Origin of the sequence: Novosphingobium taihuense, from assembly GCF_007830315.1 — a bacterium.
Taxonomy (GTDB): domain Bacteria; phylum Pseudomonadota; class Alphaproteobacteria; order Sphingomonadales; family Sphingomonadaceae; genus Novosphingobium; species Novosphingobium taihuense.
Map to the genome: position 1 here is coordinate 161,885 of NZ_VLKJ01000005.1, position 18,799 is coordinate 180,683.

Annotated in this window: 19 protein-coding genes; 9 read left to right on the forward strand and 10 right to left on the reverse strand. The window is 63.2% G+C overall.

Going from position 1 to position 18,799, the window contains the following annotated elements:
* Positions 1-22: 22 nt before the first annotated feature.
* Positions 23-1,825, forward strand: coding sequence for an IlvD/Edd family dehydratase (locus IQ25_RS11995; RefSeq protein WP_144906091.1), 1,803 nt, complete (start codon positions 23-25; stop codon positions 1,823-1,825).
* A 39-nt stretch (positions 1,826-1,864) separates the two neighbouring features.
* Here the strand turns inward: IQ25_RS11995 and IQ25_RS12000 are convergent, their stop codons facing one another.
* The 3 genes from IQ25_RS12000 to IQ25_RS12010 all read right to left on the reverse strand — a co-directional run bounded on the left by IQ25_RS12000 (position 1,865) and on the right by IQ25_RS12010 (position 6,269).
* Positions 1,865-2,935 carry an endo-1,4-beta-xylanase gene (locus tag IQ25_RS12000; protein WP_144906093.1) on the reverse strand — a complete coding sequence of 357 codons (1,071 nt, stop codon included), beginning with the start codon at positions 2,933-2,935 and terminating at the stop codon, positions 1,865-1,867.
* Positions 2,936-3,154: 219 nt separating this feature from the next.
* Complete coding sequence (locus IQ25_RS12005; RefSeq protein ID WP_144906095.1) at positions 3,155-3,901, reverse strand: SDR family oxidoreductase; 747 nt, start codon at positions 3,899-3,901, stop codon at positions 3,155-3,157.
* A 73-nt stretch (positions 3,902-3,974) separates the two neighbouring features.
* Positions 3,975-6,269 carry a TonB-dependent receptor gene (locus IQ25_RS12010; protein ID WP_144906097.1) on the reverse strand — a complete coding sequence of 765 codons (2,295 nt, stop codon included), beginning with the start codon at positions 6,267-6,269 and terminating at the stop codon, positions 3,975-3,977.
* A gap of 175 nt (positions 6,270-6,444) precedes the next feature.
* Here IQ25_RS12010 and IQ25_RS12015 point away from each other — a divergent pair, with 175 nt between their 5' ends.
* From IQ25_RS12015 to IQ25_RS12025, 3 genes are all read left to right on the forward strand, one after another.
* Complete coding sequence (locus tag IQ25_RS12015; RefSeq protein ID WP_144906099.1) at positions 6,445-7,119, forward strand: TetR/AcrR family transcriptional regulator; 675 nt, start codon at positions 6,445-6,447, stop codon at positions 7,117-7,119.
* A gap of 66 nt (positions 7,120-7,185) precedes the next feature.
* A complete protein-coding gene (locus IQ25_RS12020) occupies positions 7,186-7,872 on the forward strand; it encodes an SDR family oxidoreductase (RefSeq protein WP_144906101.1) in 687 nt (228 codons plus the stop codon).
* Positions 7,873-7,884: 12 nt separating this feature from the next.
* Entirely contained in the window at positions 7,885-8,319 is a 435-nt protein-coding gene (locus IQ25_RS12025) for a nuclear transport factor 2 family protein (protein WP_144906103.1), read from the forward strand.
* Here IQ25_RS12025 and IQ25_RS12030 read toward each other — a convergent pair.
* Together IQ25_RS12030 and IQ25_RS12035 are read right to left on the reverse strand one after the other, a co-directional pair.
* Positions 8,316-8,933 carry a spermidine synthase gene (locus IQ25_RS12030; RefSeq protein WP_338113537.1) on the reverse strand — a complete coding sequence of 206 codons (618 nt, stop codon included), beginning with the start codon at positions 8,931-8,933 and terminating at the stop codon, positions 8,316-8,318. The genes IQ25_RS12025 and IQ25_RS12030 overlap by 4 nt on opposite strands.
* 113 nt (positions 8,934-9,046) lie before the next feature.
* Entirely contained in the window at positions 9,047-9,394 is a 348-nt protein-coding gene (locus IQ25_RS12035) for a DUF6481 family protein (RefSeq protein ID WP_144906107.1), read from the reverse strand.
* A gap of 222 nt (positions 9,395-9,616) precedes the next feature.
* Between IQ25_RS12035 and IQ25_RS12040 the strand changes: the two genes are divergently transcribed.
* Entirely contained in the window at positions 9,617-10,531 is a 915-nt protein-coding gene (locus IQ25_RS12040) for an NAD(P)/FAD-dependent oxidoreductase (protein WP_144906109.1), read from the forward strand.
* 15 nt (positions 10,532-10,546) lie between these two features.
* Here IQ25_RS12040 and IQ25_RS12045 read toward each other — a convergent pair whose 3' ends face one another.
* From IQ25_RS12045 to IQ25_RS12055, 3 genes are read right to left on the reverse strand one after another with little or no spacing between them, the layout of a single operon-like run.
* Positions 10,547-10,894: an EthD domain-containing protein gene (locus IQ25_RS12045; protein WP_144906111.1), complete on the reverse strand. Its 348-nt coding sequence runs from the start codon at positions 10,892-10,894 to the stop codon at positions 10,547-10,549.
* The gene (locus IQ25_RS12050) at positions 10,891-11,682 is read right to left on the reverse strand and encodes a sugar phosphate isomerase/epimerase family protein (RefSeq protein WP_144906113.1); all 792 of its coding nucleotides are present in this window, start codon (positions 11,680-11,682) and stop codon (positions 10,891-10,893) included. The genes IQ25_RS12045 and IQ25_RS12050 overlap by 4 nt, the downstream gene beginning before the upstream one ends.
* A gap of 13 nt (positions 11,683-11,695) precedes the next feature.
* The gene (locus IQ25_RS12055; RefSeq protein ID WP_144906115.1) at positions 11,696-12,874 is read right to left on the reverse strand and encodes an aromatic ring-hydroxylating oxygenase subunit alpha; all 1,179 of its coding nucleotides are present in this window, start codon (positions 12,872-12,874) and stop codon (positions 11,696-11,698) included.
* Between the two features lie 148 nt (positions 12,875-13,022).
* Here IQ25_RS12055 and IQ25_RS12060 point away from each other — a divergent pair, with 148 nt between their 5' ends.
* On the forward strand, positions 13,023-14,645 hold the full coding sequence (locus tag IQ25_RS12060) for an AMP-binding protein (protein WP_144906117.1): 1,623 nt from the start codon (positions 13,023-13,025) through the stop codon (positions 14,643-14,645).
* Between the two features lie 19 nt (positions 14,646-14,664).
* Here the strand turns inward: IQ25_RS12060 and IQ25_RS12065 are convergent, their stop codons facing one another.
* Entirely contained in the window at positions 14,665-15,996 is a 1,332-nt protein-coding gene (locus IQ25_RS12065) for an aromatic ring-hydroxylating dioxygenase subunit alpha (RefSeq protein ID WP_158637740.1), read from the reverse strand.
* Between the two features lie 87 nt (positions 15,997-16,083).
* Here IQ25_RS12065 and IQ25_RS12070 point away from each other — a divergent pair, with 87 nt between their 5' ends.
* Positions 16,084-16,704 carry a TetR/AcrR family transcriptional regulator gene (locus IQ25_RS12070; protein ID WP_144906121.1) on the forward strand — a complete coding sequence of 207 codons (621 nt, stop codon included), beginning with the start codon at positions 16,084-16,086 and terminating at the stop codon, positions 16,702-16,704.
* Positions 16,705-16,706: 2 nt separating this feature from the next.
* Here the strand turns inward: IQ25_RS12070 and IQ25_RS12075 are convergent, their stop codons facing one another.
* Positions 16,707-17,525: an SDR family oxidoreductase gene (locus IQ25_RS12075; RefSeq protein ID WP_144906123.1), complete on the reverse strand. Its 819-nt coding sequence runs from the start codon at positions 17,523-17,525 to the stop codon at positions 16,707-16,709.
* Positions 17,526-17,666: 141 nt separating this feature from the next.
* Between IQ25_RS12075 and IQ25_RS12080 the strand changes: the two genes are divergently transcribed.
* Entirely contained in the window at positions 17,667-18,425 is a 759-nt protein-coding gene (locus IQ25_RS12080) for an SDR family NAD(P)-dependent oxidoreductase (RefSeq protein WP_144906125.1), read from the forward strand.
* A 118-nt stretch (positions 18,426-18,543) separates the two neighbouring features.
* Positions 18,544-18,723, forward strand: coding sequence for a hypothetical protein (locus tag IQ25_RS12085; RefSeq protein WP_144906126.1), 180 nt, complete (start codon positions 18,544-18,546; stop codon positions 18,721-18,723).
* Positions 18,724-18,799: the final 76 nt, after the last annotated feature.

Sequence of the window (18,799 nt, forward strand, 5' to 3'; positions counted from 1 at the left end):
ACTCGAATAGCCGAAAGCTGCAATGACCGAATTCTCTCCAAAGGCCCAGAAGCTCCGCTCGCGCGCGTGGTTCGACAATCCCGACAATATCGACATGACCTCGCTCTACCTCGAGCGTTACCTCAACTTCGGGTTGAGCTTGGAGGAGCTGCGTTCAGGCAAGCCGATCATTGGCATCGCGCAGACCGGCAGCGACTTGTCCCCGTGCAATCGCCATCACATCGTGTTGGCTGAGCGTGTGCGCGAAGGGATCCGCGAGGCAGGCGGCATCGCGCTGGAGATCCCGGTTCATCCGATCCAGGAGACCGGAAAGAGGCCGACTGCAGGGCTTGATCGCAACCTTGCCTATATCGGGCTGGTGGAAGCGCTATATGGCTATCCGATCGATGGCGTGGTCCTGACCACGGGCTGCGACAAGACCACGCCCGCGCTGCTGATGGCGGCGGCCACGGTCAACATCCCGGCTATTGCGCTGTCGGTTGGCCCTATGCTCAATGGCTGGTTCAAGGGCGAACGCACGGGTTCAGGCACGATCGTCTGGAAGGGCCGCGAGCTTATGGCCAAGGGCGAGCTGGACGAGGAAGGCTTCATCAAGCTCGTGGCCAGTTCCGCGCCGTCCACCGGCTATTGCAACACCATGGGTACGGCAACGACGATGAACAGCCTGGCCGAAGCGCTGGGCATGATGCTCCCCGGCTCTGCCGCCATCCCCGCGCCCTATCGTGATCGGCAGGAATGCGCCTGGCGCACCGGCAAGCGGATCGTCGACATGGTGCACGAGGACCTGAAGCCTTCCGACATCATGACGCTGGACGCGTTCCACAACGCCATCGTCGTTAACTCTGCGATCGGCGGTTCGACCAACGCGCCGATCCATCTTGCAGCCATCGCCCGCCACGTTGGAGTCGAACTACCGCTGACCGATTGGCAGCGCCTTGGCCACAAGGTGCCGCTGCTGGTGAACCTGCAGCCGGCTGGCGAGTATCTTGGCGAGGATTATTACCGAGCTGGGGGCGTTCCGGCCGTGGTCGGCCAGCTTATCGCGCAAGGCCTGATCGCCGAGAACGCCATGACCGTGAACGGCAAGACGATGGGCGATAACTGCCGCGATGTGCAGATCGAGGACGAACGCGTGATCCGCCCGTTCAGTGAGCCCCTGCTCAAGGACGCAGGTTTTCTCGTGCTTTCGGGCAACCTGTTCGATTCCGCGATCATGAAGACCAGCGTGATCAGCGATGAGTTCCGCGCCCGCTATCTTTCAAACCCAGATGATCCCGACGCATTCGAAGGTCCTGCGGTGGTGTTCGACGGGCCCGAGGATTATCACGCGCGCATCGATGATCCGGTAACCGGCATCACTGCGGAAACCCTGCTTTTCATGCGCGGAGCAGGGCCGATCGGCTATCCAGGTGCAGCGGAAGTGGTGAACATGCGTGCCCCCGCATACCTGATTACCGCAGGTGTGACGGCGTTGCCCTGCATCGGCGACGGGCGCCAGTCCGGCACCAGCGGCAGCCCTTCCATCCTGAACGCCAGCCCAGAGGCTGCGGCAATGGGTGGACTCGCCCTCCTGAAGACTGGCGACCGGGTTCGCATAGATTTGCGCAAGGGCACGGCCGACATGCTTGTGCCGGAAGAGGAACTGGCTTCGCGCCGTGCAGCGCTCGAGGCGGCGGGTGGCTATGCCTATCCAGCATCACAGACGCCTTGGCAGGAGATCCAGCGCGAGCGCGTGGGCCAGCTGTCGCATGGTGCGATCCTCGAAGGGGCGGAAAAGTACCAGCGCATTGCCCAGACGATGGGCCTGCCGCGCGACAATCATTGAGTGCGTCGCCGGGGGCATCGCGCCCCCGGCAGATGATGTTCAGGTCCGGGGTCTCGCTTCGACGAAAGCCTGCGCCAAAGCAGCATAGACCGGCTTCGGCCTGAAATGGGAATCGTATAGACAGCCGCGTGCTTCGGCTTTGTCGGCGCGCGGCTCATAGCCCTGAAGCCAGGAGTAAGCGTCAACCATTCCCCAGGCGAGCACATCTCGGAGCTGGGGGTAATCCAGCATCGTTTCGAAATACGCCTTGGCTGTATCCGCTACCGTGCGATCGCGGCTCGGAATGTCGACCGGCAGATCGCGATCGCGGACATCGAACTCCGTGATCACGAGGCGATAATCCATCGCGACGACCTCGTCGACGAAGCGCCGCCATTCGCGCTGGTACGCAGCGTCCGGGACAGGCGCTATCAGATGGGACTGGATGCCAAGTGCATCGACCGGCGTTCCCCGTTTGCGAAATCCTTCCAGCAAGCGAAGCACGCCCATGCGATGTAGCGCGTTGCCCGGTTCCCAACTCATGTAATCGTTATAGACGAGTTCTACGCCCGGCGCGGCCATGCGCGCGGTATGGAATGCGAGATCAACCAGCGCCTCGGTGCTGCCCATTGCCTTGGACAAGGCGGTTTGAGCCAAGATCCCGTCTTCAGGCAGGACAGTCTCGTTCACCACGTCGAATGAGGTGATCTTTCCGTTGTACCGGGCGCAAACGGTCTCGACATGGTTTGCCATCAGCCTTGCCGCGGCGGTCGCTGGTTGTGGGCCGAAATCGTGCTTTTCCAGCCAGCGAGGCATCCATTTGGATCGATGCCAAAGCAGGGTGTGGCCGCGCAGTGCCATCTTTGTCTGACCGGCGAACCGAGCGATGTCGTCGAAAGCGGCAAAATCGAATGCGGTTGGCGAGGGGCGTATCGCCTGCCATTTCATCTCATTCTCAGCCACGAGAATTGAGCATTCGCGCTTCAGCAAATCGGCAAGCGCGGGATTGCGCCAAGAGCCGCCTCCCTGGCCAGCGACAGCAGAACCGAAGCGAATGCCCTTCGCAGCAGCAAGATCGGACAACGAAGGGGAATGAGTTGCAGCCATGCTGCTGATCGGATGGGCCAACATTGTGGCACCGCCTGCAATGAACCCAAGGCCTTGACGGCGCGTGATGCTGCCTGCGCTTGTCACAGTCTTCCTTCCCAAGTTGCGTAGCCTTTAGGCCAGTCATAGCCATGATAGCGCTATCATACCTGAAGTGAAAGATGTTAGTTTATCGGGATGGGGAGAAGCAGGATGCCGTTACGCTTATGAGCTTCGATCCGGCTTCTCAGCCAATCTTAGCCGTCAGCCCATCGTCTCACCATTGTCGATGACGATGTTCGTGCCGGTGATGTGGCGGCCGTCTTCGCAGGCGAGGTATAGGACCATGTTGGCGATGTCGATTGGCCGGCCCATGCCGTGGTTGTTGGCCTGATCGAGTCCGGCGTGGTCTGTCGGCAGTTGGGCGAGGGCCTGTGCGGTCATCGGGGTGACGATGCCGCCCGGCGCGATGGAGTTGACGCGGATGCGGTAGCCCTGTTCGCGGCAATGGACTGCGATCGAGCGGGTCATGCCGATGATCCCGGCCTTGGCGGCCGTATAGGCGGGGATCACGCTGATGCCCTTGATCCCGCCGACCGAGGCCATGTTGATGATCGAGCCCGAGCCGTCTCGGCTCATGTGCGGGAGTGCCGCCTTGCAACCAAGGAACGTGCCGCCTGCCATGACGTCGGTCTGAAGTTTGTAGTCCTCGTAAGAAAGGTCCTCGACCGTGCCGAAGCGAACGAGGCCCGCGTTGTTGACCAGCGTATCGAGCCTGCCGAAGCGGCGCAGCGTTTCGGCGACGATCTCGCTCCAGCGCGCTTCATCGCGCACGTCGTGGTGCATGAACACGCAGTTCGGGATTTCGGATGCGACCTGCGTGCCGAGATCCTCCTGCATGTCGGTGATGACCACGCGCGCGCCTTCGCGGGCGAGCACGCGGGCGTCCTCGGCACCAAGGCCCGATGCGGCGCCCGTTATCAGTGCAACCTTGCCGTCCATTTTACCCATGCGGAGTATCCTCAATTCGAAAAAGTGCCCCGGTTACGTTGAAGTAACCGGGGCCAGGGAGGATTTGGTCAGGTCAGAAGTTGTAGCCGGCTGACACGCCGAACTGCCGCGGCGGGGCGTAGCCCACAATGCCCATGTAGCCGGGGCTGTCGTAGACAGTGGAGATATAGCGCTTGTCGAAGAGGTTCTTGCCCCACAGGCCGATCGAGTAGCGCTTCTCCGGACCGTAGTAGGTCAGCAGCGCGTCGACGTAGTAGGTCGGCTGCACGGACGAGCGCGGGGTGTTCACCACGGCGGTGTAGAACTTCTGGCCGGTGTACATCCAACTCACGTCCGCCACGATGCTGCTGTCGTCGGCGAAGGCGTGGGTGAAGTTCGCGCCGAGCGTGGAGGCCCACTTCGGTGCGTTCTGGAGGGCATAGCCCTTGAGATCGATGAACTTGGCTGCCACCGGATCGAAATAGAGGAAGCTCTTGTACTTCGTGTCGAGGTAGGCGAGCGAGCCGCGCAGGGTGAATCCGTCGACCGGCACGGCCTGGACCTCGAGCTCGAAGCCCTTGATCTCGGACTTTGCGGCATTGAGGATGCGATTGCCCTGCACGTTGGTGGCCGGATCGAAGTAGATCTGGGCAACCTGCATGTCGCGGTAGTTGGTGTAGAACGCGGCGAAGTTCGTGCGCAGGCGACGGTCGAGGAAGTCCGCCTTCAGGCCCACCTCGAAGGTATCGACCTTTTCGGGGTTGTAGGGCGTGTCGCCGTCTGCCGCCACACCGATGCGGCCGGTGTAGCCGCCCGATTTGAAGCCACGCGCCCAGCTTGCATAAATCAGCTGGTTCCGCCCCGTTTCGTAGTCCAGACCGAGCTTCCAGCCGACGTTGCCCCAGCTCTTCTTGCCGCCGACATCGAGGCTGCCGGGGAAGGTGACGTCAAACTTGTCCCACTGGGCCGAGGTGAGCGGCTGGCTGCCGAGGCCGGTATCGAGCGTGGCGCGCGCGTCGATGCTGTCATGCGTGTAGCGGATGCCGGCGGAGAACTTCAGCGCGTCGGTGATCTGGGTGTAGCTCTGCAGGAAGGCCGAAAAGGATTCGGTGCCCTGATCCTGCACGTTGTACTGGATCAGCCCGGGCAGCGCGAAGTCCAGATGGTACATCTGGTAGTGGTTGTAGTGGGTCTTGAGGTAGAACAGGCCCGCCACCGCATTGAAGCTGTCACCGGCAGAAAAAGCGCTGCGCAGTTCCTGGCTGAACTGCCAGCCACGGGTGCGGCGGCGTGTGGCATTGTTGGTCTTCGCGGTGCCGTCCTGATCGGTATATTCGAACAGCGTGAAGCGCTTGTAGCCGGTGATCGCCGTGATGTCGCCCAGCGGGGTGTTGTCATACTGGATCGTGCCGATGAAGAACTTCGTGGTCATGTCCGACTGGTCGGGCACTTCGTTGTTGCCCGAGAAGTACTTGTCGGGCGCCTTGCACGGCCGGCCCGCGACGGCGCAGGGGCTGCGGTACATCGGCAAGACGGCGCCGTTCCAGAACGTGCCTTCCGGGACATAATTGGCTTCGCCCGGAAGGCCGCCATTGACGACGATCGGCGCACCGTTGCGGGCGGCGACATATTCGCCCTGAAGCGTGATCTTGAGGTCGGGACTTGGCGTGATGTAGAGTTGGCCGCGCACCGCATCGACGTTCTTCCGGCCCATGTCCTCGCCGTTCCAAACGTTCGTCACCCAGCCATCGCGCTGTGTGTGGATGCCGGCAACCTTGACGCTGACCACATCCTTGACGAGCGGGGCCTCGATCGAGGCGTTGACGTCGAACCGCTTCCAGTTGCCGTAGGTGCCGCGCACGTAGCCGCCGAAATCGCCGGTGGGTTGGTTGGTCACGACGTTGACGACGCCGCCGGTGGTGTTCGCGCCGAACAGCGTGCCCTGCGGCCCGCGCAGGATCTCGACGCGGCCGGTGTCATAGGTATCGAGCAGTGCGCCCATCGAGAAGAATTGCGGCACGCCATCGACCACGATCGACACCGTGTTGCCTGCGTAAGGGTCGGGCTCGATCACGCCGATGCCGCGGATGGTGAAGACGGCGTTGTTGGGGGTGTTCGCGAAGTTGTCGATCTGGACGTTGGGAACCGAACCCTGCAGCGCCTGGAGGGTCGTGACGTTCATCGCAGTGAGCTGTTCGCCGCCGACCGCCGCGATCGAGATGGGCACCGATTGGATGCTTTCGGCCTTCTTCTGCGCGGTGACGACGATTTCAGACAGCCCACCGGTCGAACCCGTGTCTTCAGCCTGGGCAAAGGCTGACGCAGGCAGCGTTGCCAGTGCGAGCACCGAGAGGCTGCTCAGGAGATGCGACGTGGTATGCCTTTTCATGATCTCTTCCCCTCCCATGGCGCCGGGCTGATGTCCGATCACCGTTCTCGAAAGCGCGATTCGGCAATAACCGGCGCCTCTGCCTGTTTTATGCTCTCGTACCAAGGGACTGGTGAACTGGCCGTTTTGTCAGGCGGTCTTGCGCGCCATTCGCAGGCATGACAGGACAATGACGATGGCCGGTTCCACGATGCAGAAACGGATGCTTGCCGCAATGCGCCCCGCAAGCCTGGGCGAAGGCGAGCCCGTGCGCTGGCAGCAGCGCAAGTCCGCGCAGACGCGCCTGAAGATGCTGGAGGCAGCGGTCGATTGCCTTGTCGAAAGCGGATATCAGGGCCTTACCACCGCGCAGGTGGCCGAGCGCGCGCAAGTTTCGCGCGGGGCCATGCACCACCATTTCGCAACGCGGATGGATCTTGTTGCAGCGGTAGTCGAGCACATCTTCTACCAGCGCATGCGCCTGTTTCTCGACGATTATATCGCCGCTATGGCGCAGAGCAAAGGTGCGCTGCTGATCGATCTCGCCACCGAGGCCCACTGGCGCAGCGTGCTGACGCGCGAGTACGCGGCCTATCTGGAACTGGCCGTGGCGGCGCGGACCGACCCGGAACTGAACGCGGCGTTCGAGCCGGCGGCGCGCCGCTATGACGAGGTGTGGACCGCCGAGATGATCGAATCCTTCCCGCAGTGGCAGGACCAGTGGCAGGCAATGAAGCTGGGCAGCGATTTCGCGATCGCGGTCCATTCCGGGCTGCTGATGCACCGCCCGGTGTTCGGGCCGGAGCGGATCGAGCAGGTGCTCAAGCTGACCATCGCCACCGTGCGCAGGCTCTACGATCCGCTGAGCTGATCCGAGATTCCCGGCAGCGGTGTCGGAATTGCAGACAATAAACCGAGATATTTGGGAGACGACAACATGACCACCGTGGCAATCACCGGCGCAGCGCGCGGTATCGGGTTGGAACTCGCCCGCCAGCATGTCGAGGCGGGCGACCGTGTGATCGCGCTGGTGCGCGATCTGGAAGGCGCAACCGAGCTTGCCGAACTTGCCGCATCGTCGGGCGGACGGCTGACGGTTCACGCGATGGATGTTGCCGATGATGCTTCGGTCCGTGCAGGTGCGGCGCAGACGACGGACGAGCCGGTGGACGTGCTCTACAATGTGGCGGGCGTGCTTGGACCGACATCGCCCGAGCTGGAAAGCTCCGACTGGGCAGAATGGGACAATGTCTTCCGGATCATGCTGCAGGGGCCGTTACGCGTCCTGCAGGCGTTTCTCCCGCGGCTTGGGGCCGGATCGAAGGTCATCAACTTCAGCAGCCAGCTTGCCGCTTCGACGTGGCCCTATGGCGGATTCTATGCCTACGCGGGGGCCAAGGCGGCCCTGAACCGGGTGATGCGCTCGGTTGCGGTGGACCTCAAGGATCGTGGCGTGGTGGTGGGACTGCTCCACCCCGGATACGTGCAGACCGATCTGGGTGGGCCGGATGCAGATATCACCCCGGCCGAGAGCGCTGCCGGCATTCGCAAGGTTGCCGCGGAATGGACGCTCGAAACCTCGGGCGACTTTCTACAGTGGAACGGCGAACCGCACGCCTGGTAAGGAGACGCGACAATGCCGTTCACCGGACCTCTCGAGGATCGCATGGCGATCCGCGAACTGATGGACACGCACGCCCACGGGGTGATGACGCTCGACGCCGAACTTTGGGGATCGATCTGGGCGGACGATGCCTATTGGGAACTGCCCGAGTATCCCGACCTCGGCGGCTTTTCTGGTAAGGCGGCGATCGTTGAGGGTTGGTCGGAATCGATGAAGCACTATGGCCTCGACAATTGCACGAAGCCGATGGTCTATTTCATGCAACCCGGATCGATCGAGGTCGATGGCGACGCGGCCAAGGCGGTTGCCTATACCATCGAGATCTTCGACGATCCGGCCTCACGCAAGCGCATCCACGCTACCGGCCGCTACGACGACGAGCTGCGCAGGATCGGCGGCGCGTGGAAGTTCACGCGCCGGTCCTATCGCACGGTGTTTGCTGACTAGGCGATCGGCTTTCGAGCGAACCAGATGACATGCTTGGCGCCAGTGCCGGTGGCGCATTCCTCGACGATCTCTTCGTCGACCTCGAAACCGGCGTCGTGGAGACGCAAGGCGAAGCCGTCGTCCGGCCAGGCCGACCAGACGGCGAGAATGCCGCCAGGGCGGAGCGCGGCCAGGGCCGCGCGGATACCCTTGGGGTGATAGAGCGCGTCGTTGTCGTCGCAGGTCAGTCCCTCGGGGCCGTTGTCCACGTCGAGCAGGATCGCGTCATAGGCCTCGCGTGCCGAACCTATCAGCATGGCGACATCATCGTCGACCACGACAACGCGCGGATCATCGAGGCAGCCTGCGGTCAGGGTCTGCATCGGACCACGGGCCCAGCGGATGATATCGGGGACGATCTCGGCCACGGTGACGACGGCGTCCCGTGGCAGGCATGCGAGCGCGGCGCGCAGGGTGAAGCCCATGCCATAGCCGCCGATCAGCCATTCCGCACCGGCGCGCGCGCCGAGGCGTGCCTGCGCCATTGTGGCTAGCGACTGTTCGGAGGCGCTGACGCGCGTGCCCATCAGTTCGGCATCGGAGAGCAGAATGGTGAACTCGTCACCGCGCTGCATCAGGCGCATTTCCCCACCGCCGGGAACGAACGTGGTATCGATCCAGTCGTGCCCGGCCCAGGTGTCCGACGACGCCGCATCGGACGCCTTTTCTGTGCTTGTGATGATCCGGACTACTTCTTGCGGGCCTTGCGCGCAGCGTAGCGCGCATCGCGAGCAGCCTTGCGTTCGGCTTCGGTCATTTCGGTCTGTGCGGCGAGCGCAGCCTCGGCGTCGATCTCTGCCTGGCGCTGGGCGGCCTCTTCGGCGGCCTTCGCCTCGGCCTTGGCCTGGGCCGCGGCGCGGCGGGCAGCCTGAGCGGCTTCGCGTTCAGCAGCTTTGGCTTCGGCCTTGGCGGCGGCGGCGGCAAGCGCTGCCGGATCGGGGGCGGGCTTGGCCTTCAACTTGGCGAGCGCCTTTTCACGCGCAGCTGCGGCTGCCGCGATACGGTCGTTGAAACCGGGTTCCTTGTATCCTGCCATTTGTAATCGAAGACCTTGGGAATTGAAGTGACGTCAGGCGAGGCGGAGCGCTTCGCCGCTTTTGCAAGGGCTTGGATCTATCGGCACAAGGCAGCCAAGTGCCTGTATCTGCGCCATCGGCAAGTTTGCAGGGGTGCCCCTAGCACGATCTTGCAAGGCTTGGCCAGCGCCATGCGGATGCGGGAGCGTGGAACCATCCGGGCGTGGCCGGTTTGGGCGTGGATGGAACAGCCTCTCGATTGCCTGATCATCGGCGCAGGACCCGCAGGTTTGACCGCGGCGATCTACCTTGCCCGCTTCCATTTGCGCATCGCGGTGATTGACGCCGGGCAAAGCCGCGCCGCGCTGATTCCGCGCACGCACAATCATGCGGGCTATCCGGGCGGCATCGCCGGGACAGACCTCCTGCGGCTGATGCGCGAGCAGGCGGCGGAGTTCGGCGTGGAAGTGCAGAAGGCGAAAGTCGAGAGCCTGGTGCGTAAGGAGCTGGGGCTCCGCGCCTCTGCTGATGGCAAGGAGTGGTCGGCAAGGACTGTTCTGCTGGCGACAGGCGTGGTCAATAACCGGCCGACGATGGCCGACGAAGTTCACGACGAGGCACTGGCGCGGGGCCTGCTGCGCTATTGCCCGATCTGCGATGGCTATGAGGCGAGCGACCAGCGCATCGGGGTGATCGGCTCGGGCAGCCGCGGGCATGGCGAGGCCTTGTTCATGCGCGGTTTCTCGCGGGATGTGACACTCATGGCGCCCGAGGGTGAGCACGAGCTGGAAGCCGGGGAGCGGGCAGAGCTTGAGCGACTGGGCGTGAGGCTGGTCGACGGACCTTGCGCGCCCTTGCGGATCGAGGGTGATACTATCGTCGTTCCGACGCAGCGCGAGACGCTGGCGTTCGACACCGCCTATCCGGCGTTAGGCTCAGTGATCCGGTCTGAACTGGCGCTGGCGCTCGGGGCCAGAGCGACCGCGGAAGGGTGCATCGAGATCGATGCGCACCAGCGGACGCGTGTGAAGGGCCTCTATGCGGCGGGTGACGTAACGCGAGGGCTGGACCAGATCAGCCATGCGATGGGGCAGGCGGGCGTTGCCGCGACGGCGATCCGCAACGACTTGTGCCAGGTATCGCCCCTTTTGCGCTGATCAGAGGTGCGCTGATCAGAGCGAGGAGGCACGGGCCTCGAGGCGATAGGTGCGCATGCGGCTGCGGTCGAACAGGCGCTCCTCGTCTTCGATGATCTCACGCCTGGTCGCAGGATCGGCCATGGCGGCGAAGCAGGCGTCGCAAGTCTGCTGGTCCGGGAAGTCTATTTCCAGCACGACATCGTAATCATGTGGCGCATCTGTACCGTCAAGCGGGTGGAGGTGGTTGCGCTGGTAGCGGGTGGCCCAGCCTTTCAGCACCTTCTCGCCAATCAGGCGGTGTCGGCTCTCATAGTACGCGATGAAATCAGCCTTGCTCATCCCCTTGCGCCGCTTGAGCAGGGTGAGGACGGTGACGGTCATGCGTGGGCTTCGAGCCAGCGGCGAGTAGCTTCGGCCACGGCCGCGGCGCGCAGGGCGGGGTGCGGGAAGGCATCGCGCAAGACTTCGGAGCGCAGCTCGATGGCGAGCGGGATGCCGGGCGGCAGGGCGTGATAGAGCGCGGCGAGGGGCAGGGCGCCTTCGCCGCACTGTTCGCGCAAGTTGATCGCGTCGTGGATCACCGCGTCGAAATCATAAGGATCGGGCCGTTCGACCGGGGCATCGCAGAACTGGGCGTAGGGGAGGAGTGCAGGATCGAGCCTTGCGATTTCCGCGATGGAAGAGCCTGAACGGTCTACGTGGATCGGGTCAATCAGCAGGGCCTTGAGCGGGTGGCCGATCCGGTCCAGCACGGCCATGGCGGCGGTGAGATTCTTCACTTCGGTGAAAATGCCGAATTCCAGCGCGACGCGGATACCGCTGCCTTCTGCGTGGCGGCAGAGCTCGAACAACTGGGCGGCAGTTCGGGCATGATCCGGGTCGGACGAAACGCACAGGACGTTGCGCGCACCAAGCTCCGCACCAACGTCGATCACTTTGCGGTGAGCGTCGAGCGAGACGTCGGGTTTGAGCCAGATCACCTCGACATCGAGCAGCGGCAATCCGGTCGCCGCGAGCGCGGCGCGGGCATCGCGGGTATGGACTGCGGTCCACTCCGCCGGATCGACCCAGAGGCCGACCATGTCGAAGCCGCCTGCGCGGGCGGCCTCGATGGTCTCGACCGGGCCGAATTCGGGAACGACGCCCGAGGCGAGGGAGATCGGATTCATGTTCCCGACAACCTCACATCACCGGTTCGGGGAGGTCCGGATCGTCCTGCAAGTACCAGTCCAGCCACTCGTGGAAGTACTGGTTGCCGCGTTCGTTGCGGCCGAAGACCAGTTCGTCATGCGCGCCGGTTTCGAGGCCCTTCTGGATCTCGAGACCGATCAGGTAGTCCTCGGTGTAGGTCACGTCGCGGAAGAAGTTCATCGCGGCTTCCACGTTCGCACGATCTTCCTCATCGCGGATGGGTTCGCGGCGCAGGTAGTTGAGCACGGTGCGGTTCTCACCCGGCGTCGGTCCGGGGAAGAGCTGGGCGACCTGAGTGATCTCCGGCGCGATGAAGGCCGAGACGTTGGGGAACATGATCCGCACGAAATCGAAGCCGTTGTTTTCTTGGGTGCCCCATTCCTCGCGCGGAACGTCCTTCAGCGCTTCGGCGATCTTGTGGTGGGGGAAGCCGATGCGCTGGTGCGGGCCGAAGCCTTCGTAGTGCATGCAGTTGGACGGCGTGCGCGGGAAGATCGTTTCGGGGTGAAGCGAGGCGAAGTGATAGCCTTCGAGATAGCCGTCATAGGCGATCTTCCAGTTGGCGCCTTCGATCACGCGGCTACCCACGTAGGTCCACTTGCCGAAGTCGAGCGCTTCGAAATCGTCAAGGAAGCCGCGGTAGAAGGCATCGACGTCAATCGGCGCATTGGGCGTCAGCACGACGAAGATCATGCCAGCCTTTTCCTGGCATGGCAGTTCGCGCAGGCCCATTTCCGACTTGTGGACCTCGCCGAACTTGCTGGCTTCGGAAATGCCGATCAGCTTTCCGTCCTGCCCGAAGGTCCAGCCATGGTACTTGCAGGTGAAGCGCGGGCAATTGCCGTGGCCTTCGTTGGCCACAGGTGCCCCACGGTGCGAGCAGACGTTGAGGAAGGCGCGAACCTTGCCGGTCTTGTCGCGGTTGATCAGCACCGGCATGCCAACGGCGTCCATCGCCTTGTAATCACCGGGATTGGGCAGTTCGGCGGTGAAGGCCAGCATCAGCGGAACCCGCTTGAACACCAACTCCATCTCGGCTTTCCACTGGTCCGGGTCGGTATAGCTGCGCACCGGCACGCGCTTGGTCGTCTCGGTCAGGAAAGTCTGCTTGTTCTCGACATAGTCGCGCATGATTTCAGCGACTTGTCCGATGCGCTCGATACGGTCCATTTGATCCTGTGCCTCTCCGTGGCCTTTTGGCCGAATGTTGCAAAGACCATGCCGTGGGCTGCGTTATGGGGGAAGCTGTGATTGGCGATAGGTTACTCGCCTTTTCGCCAATTGCTGAAGCGCCTTCACGCTTGGAACAAGCCACGCCATGAATCAGAAAAGCAAAAAGCCTTGGGACTGGTTGCCGATTCCCGCCCCCCACCAGCAGGCCTTTGCCGCAAGCGGGGCCTGGGCTGGCAAGACGCTGGCAGATCTGGCGCGCGATCGGGCGGTGGCGAGTCCCGATTTCGTCTGCTTCATCGATGGCGAAGGGCAGTACACCTTTGCGCAAGTGCTGGCCGAGGCGGAGGCACTTGCGGCCTCCCTTCATGCGCGCGGCCTGCGCGCCGGGGACGTGATCGCGTTTCAGGTGCCGAACTGGCGCGAGGCGGCAGTGATCAATCTGGCAGCGGCGCTCTCGGGCTTCGTGGTCAACCCGATCGTCCCGATCTATCGCGATGCCGAAATGACGATGATGCTCGGCGATTGCAGGGCCAAGGCGATTTTCGTGCCTGAGTGTTTCCGCAAGGTCGACTATGCCGCAATGGCGCGGCGCTGCCAGCAGTCCCTGCCCGATCTGGAGCACGTGTTCACGGTGCGCGGGAGCGAGGATGACGACTTCGCCGCATTGGTCGAGGCCGGACGAAACATTCCGTTTGCGGCACCGCCAGTCGATCCGCTCGGCGTGAAGATGGTGCTCTATACCTCGGGCACGACCGGGCGGCCCAAGGGCGTTCTGCACAGCCATGGCACGCTGGCGCATATCGTGGCGGCAAGCGGACGGCACTGGGGGCTGGCTGAGGGTGAGGCGACGCTGATGCCCTCGCCGGTCACGCATGTCTCCGGCTATGCCAACGGGCTGGAAGCGCCGTTCATCTGCGGCATCCGTTCGGTGCTGATGGAGGCGTGGAACGCGGCCGATGCGCTCGCGCTGATCGAGCAGCACAACTGCGTCGGCACCGTCGCGGCAACGCCGTTTCTGGTGGAGCTTGCAGCAGCCGCGCGGGCGGCGGGCACGGGATTGCCGAGCTTCCGTTTCTTTGCCTGTGGCGGGGCAGCGGTACCGGCGGATCTGATACCGGCAGCCAATGCGGCCTTCGACAACTGCCGCGCCTTCCGCGTGTTCGGAGCCTCCGAAGTGCCACTGGTGACGTTCGGCTGGCCGCATGACGAGCATCTGGCGGCGACGACCGATGGCGAAGTGGTCGATTATGAAGTGCGCATCGTCGACCACGAGGACAACGATCTGCCGCGTGGGGCCGAGGGCGAAATCCTCGCGCGTGGCCCCGGCATGATGATGGGCTATGCCGACGCCGCGCAGACCGCCGACGCGATCACGCCCGACGGGTTCTTCCGTACCGGCGATCTTGGCGTATTGGACGAGCGGGGCGCGGTGACGATCACCGGGCGGAAGAAAGACCTTATCATCCGGGGCGGCGAGAACATCTCGGCCAAGGAAATCGAGGACGTGCTCCACACGCACCCGGCGGTGAAGGAAGCCGCTGTCGTCGCCATGCCGCACGAACGCCTGGGCGAAGGCGTTTGCGCCTACGTGATTCTGCAGGGCGAGGGGGATGCTGCGGCGCTGGTCGCGCATGTCGGCGCTTCGGGCATGGCAAAACAGAAGATCCCGGAGCGCTTCGAATTCGTCGAGGATTTTCCGCGCACGGCCAGCGGCAAGGTGCGGAAGGACATGCTGCGCGCCATGGTGCGCAGCGCGGTGCAGGCCTGATCGTGCAACGTCAGGGAACCTAATCCCCGATCGGGAATTTCCCGCCTGTCGATCGCGAAGGAAAAGCGGTGACAGGCAGGGAGGCGCGGATGTCGGGATTAGTGCACGAAATCGCTGCGGCTGCGGACATGATCACCCCCTCGAGCGAGCAGAATCTGCTCATGCTGCGCCACCATCTCAACGAAGCTTTTCTGTTCAGCGAAGAGCTTGGCATGAAAGTGGCAGCTAGCGATCTTTGCCGCATGCTGAGAATGCTGGAAGACTGAGCGCGCGGCACACTCTGCCCTGCCTCGCCAGCTTGCCGCCTAGGCCGCGTTCTCCTCGGCGCGGATCTGGCTTTCGAGGCGACGGCGAACCTTGAGCGCCCCGGTATCGCAGCGGGCCGATATCTCCCTCGGCGAGTTTCAAGCCCTTGCAGAACCAGTTCGATCGCCTCGATCGCGGCCTTGTCCTGCGGCTGGATGAGCAGGCCCATATCAACATGAACATTGCTTAGCGCCGGGTTGCTCGTGGCAAAATCGCGTGAGGTGATCACGAAGTAGTGCAGCGATCCCGGCGTTTCCGGCGTGATGACATGCAGGTAGTTCTGGGTGCCAAGTCGCTTGCCGCTGCCGCTGTCGAAGAGATCGCCGCCGGTGCGGATCAGGTGCGGGCCAAAGTATTCGGCGTCAAATGACTGGTCGAGCGGGCCATCGTGTTCGGGAAACATCAGCTTGAAGAAGGGGTTTGACGGCAACGCCTTGCCGATGCGGCGGACGTTCAGGCTTTGCGGCGTTTCGACGAGTTCCACCGGGAGGCTGGCGACCTTGTCGCCCGCCGGGATGGTGTCGGCGTGGATGAAGCTGACGTGGCTGAGGTCGAGCAGGTTGTCGATCAGCAGGGTGTAGCGGGCGGCGATCCTTGCCGGCATGTGCTGTTCGGTGGCCCATGCCGGATTGTCGGGGCCCAGAGCTTCCATGTCGGGCAGCAACGCTTCGTCTGCCAGCGCTTCCGGGCCGGTCCAGATCCAGACGAGGCCGCCGCGTTCTGCCACCGGATAGCGGCGAAGGTCCGCGCCGGTCGGGAGGGCAGTCTGTGAGGGCACAGCTTCAAGCGCACCGGACGCGGCGAAGGTGAACCCGTGATAGCCACAGCGCACGCTGTCGCCGACGAGGCAGCTTTTCTCGAGCGGGAAGGCCCGGTGGGGGCACAGGCCCGAGAGGACGACCGCATTGCCCTGTTCGGTGCGGTAGAGGATGACCCGCTCGCCAAGGATGGTCCGGCCGAACAATTCGCGCGTGACTTCAGACGAATAGGCCGCAGCCCACCACTGGTTGCGTGGATAGGGCTGGCGCGTCTTGTGAGGGTGCATTGGTCTTCTCCCGGTAACTCGTCGCCCGTTGTTTGGCATTTGCCAAAGATATTTGTCAATTGCCAAAACCCGTGGCATCCCTCCGCCATGTCAGCCAGACCTGCCCGCTATGCTCCTGCCGCGAATCGCGAAGCCATTCTCGAGGCGGCGCTCGAGGTCTTTGCCGAGGAAGGCTATGTAGGTGCGAGTACGCGCCGGATTGCTGCCGCTGCCGGGATCGAACCGGGACATCTGGCCTATTACTTTCCCACCAAACGCGCGCTTTGGCAGGCCGTGATCGAGGCTTTTGCGCGCGATGGCGAGGCCGTCTTGCGCTCGGTGCTCGCGCAGCACGACTGCCGTCCCGCACGCGAAGTGCTGCCGCGGATGCTCGATGCCCTGCTGCGCAGCTTTGCGGCAAACCCCCGGCTTACACGCCTGATGCTGCAGGAATTCTCGGTCTCGGGCGAGCGGCACGACTGGGTTGCGCAAAGCTTCGGCGTGCCGGTGTGGGAAATCCTGCACCCACTCTTTGCCGAGCTGGAAAGCGAAGGTCTGCTCTCGGGCGCCAATGCGGCGGCAGCTTACATGAGCCTCCTTGGCGGCGCCTTGCTGGCGTTCGGCACGCGCGACTATTTCCTCGGGCTCAGTGGTTGCGATCCCACTAGCGAGCCAGAGCTGTCACGCTACATTGATCTGCTTTTGCGACCCTTGCTGCAAAAGGCCTGAATTCAGCCCTCCGCCATAGCCTTTGCCACCGCCGCGTTGATTTCCTCACGCATGGGATTCCGGCGCAAGGTCAGGCCGCCGTTTACCTGCAGGTTCTCGCCCGTCATGAAGCATTCGTCGCTGGCGAGGAAGACTACGGCGGCGGCAACGTCTTCCGAGGTGCCCCAACGGCCGAGCGGGTAGGACTTGCGGAAGCTCTCGAACAGGCCGGGGACCTGTTTGGCATCGGCGTTCATCGGCGTGTCGGTGAGGCCGGGGGAGATCGAATTGGCGCGGATGCCTTCGTGCCCGAATTCATGGGCGATGCAGCGCACGATGTGATCGGTGCCGGCCTTGGTGCCCATGTAGATCGCGTGATCGTTGAGCATGATAGTGGCAGTGGCTGAACTGATCGTCATCAGCGAACCGCCGCGACCGCCGAGCGACCTTGCCATCTTGCGGATCATTGCCTGGAAAAACTGGTGCGGGCCGACCAACTGCAGCGCGCTCATTGCGTCAAGCTCCGCGCGGGTGACTTCGAGGAAGGGCTTGAGCAGTCCCCAGCCGGTGGCATTGATCGCGATGTCGATGCCGCCGAGCCTTTCTGCTGCGCTTTCGGCAAGGGCGGTGACGCTGGCTTCTTCGGTAATGTCGCAGGCGGTCCATTCGCAGCCGGTGCGGGTGGCAAAGTCCTTGAGCACCGCTTCCTTGCGGCCTGCGACGAGCACTTTCGCGCCTTCGTCCAACAGGCGCTGCGCGATGACCTGGCCCATGTTGCCTTCGCTGCTGGCACCGAGCACCACGGCAGTCTTGCCTTCGAGACGCCCAAAAGCCTTGGTCATGTCCTTGCTCCCAATCATGTTTGCGACTGGCTACCACCACAGGGCGTCAGGCATTTCCTGTTCAAAAGGGGAGTGGCTTGGCATGGCTGCCCCCTTCAAGAACGCTGCAACGGATTCTGCACGGGATAGAGGAGCAACAAGATGGATCTCGGACTCAAGGGCAAAAAGGTCATCCTGACCGGCGGCAGCCGTGGCATCGGCCGCGCCGCACTTGAAATCTTTGCAGAAGAGGGCTGCGATGTGGCTTTCTTCTCACGCAACCCGGAACAGGTTGCAGCCACCGTCGAATCGCTTTCCCGCCATGGAGGCAAGGTCATCGGCGAAGCGTTCGACATGACTGACCACGATGCTTACCGGTCCTGGCTGACATCGGCCGCCGAAAAACTTGGCGGCTGCGACATCTTCGTCCCCGGCGCAAGCGCATCCGGTTCGGGCGCGACGGGCGACTGGGACGCCTGCTTCAACGCCGACATCAAAGGCACCGTGATCGGCTGCGAAGTGCTCGAACCCTGGCTGGAGAAGAGCGGTGCGGGCGCGATCGTGATCATGTCGAGCACGGCTGGTGTCGAGACGTTCGTCGTTCCGCAGGCTTTCAATACCATCAAGGGCGCTCTGCTGACCTACTCGAAGCAACTCGGTCAGGCGCTTGGACCCAAGGGTATCCGCGTCAACGCCGTATCGCCGGGGCCAATCGCATTCCCAGGTGGAAACTGGGAAGCGATCAAAGCTGCAGCACCCGAACTCTACAACGCGACAGAAGCACAGTTCGCACTTGGGCGCTGGGGCGGACCGGAAGAAGTGGCCAAGACGATCGTGTTCCTTGCCAGCCCGGCATCGTCATATACCACCGGCACCAATGTGGTGATCGACGGCGGGTACACCAAGCGGGTCCAGTTCTGAGGAACAGGCCAAGAGCATCGGGGGTAGGGGGATCCAGCACATCAGGTTCTCTGTCCCCGATCTCTACAAGGCGCGCGCGTTCTGCCTCTAACTGCTGGTAGCGGTGGAGGGCATCGCGGTGGACGAACAGGGCCGCAAGCATGGCTATGCCGCGACCTATTACCGGGACTTGCTCGGCAACGTGTTCGAGATCATGGAGATTTGTGATGATCCGTGCATCCACCCCATTTGGCCTGCAGGCGAGGGCGTGATTGCGCCGAACAGAGAGTGCCTCCCCGTTTCGTCGTTTCCGCGCTAACGCAAATCCAGCGATGAAAGGGCCGCCGCATCCCGGCGGCACTTTTTGCGCTCCATGGAATCCCCCTGTCGTGTGA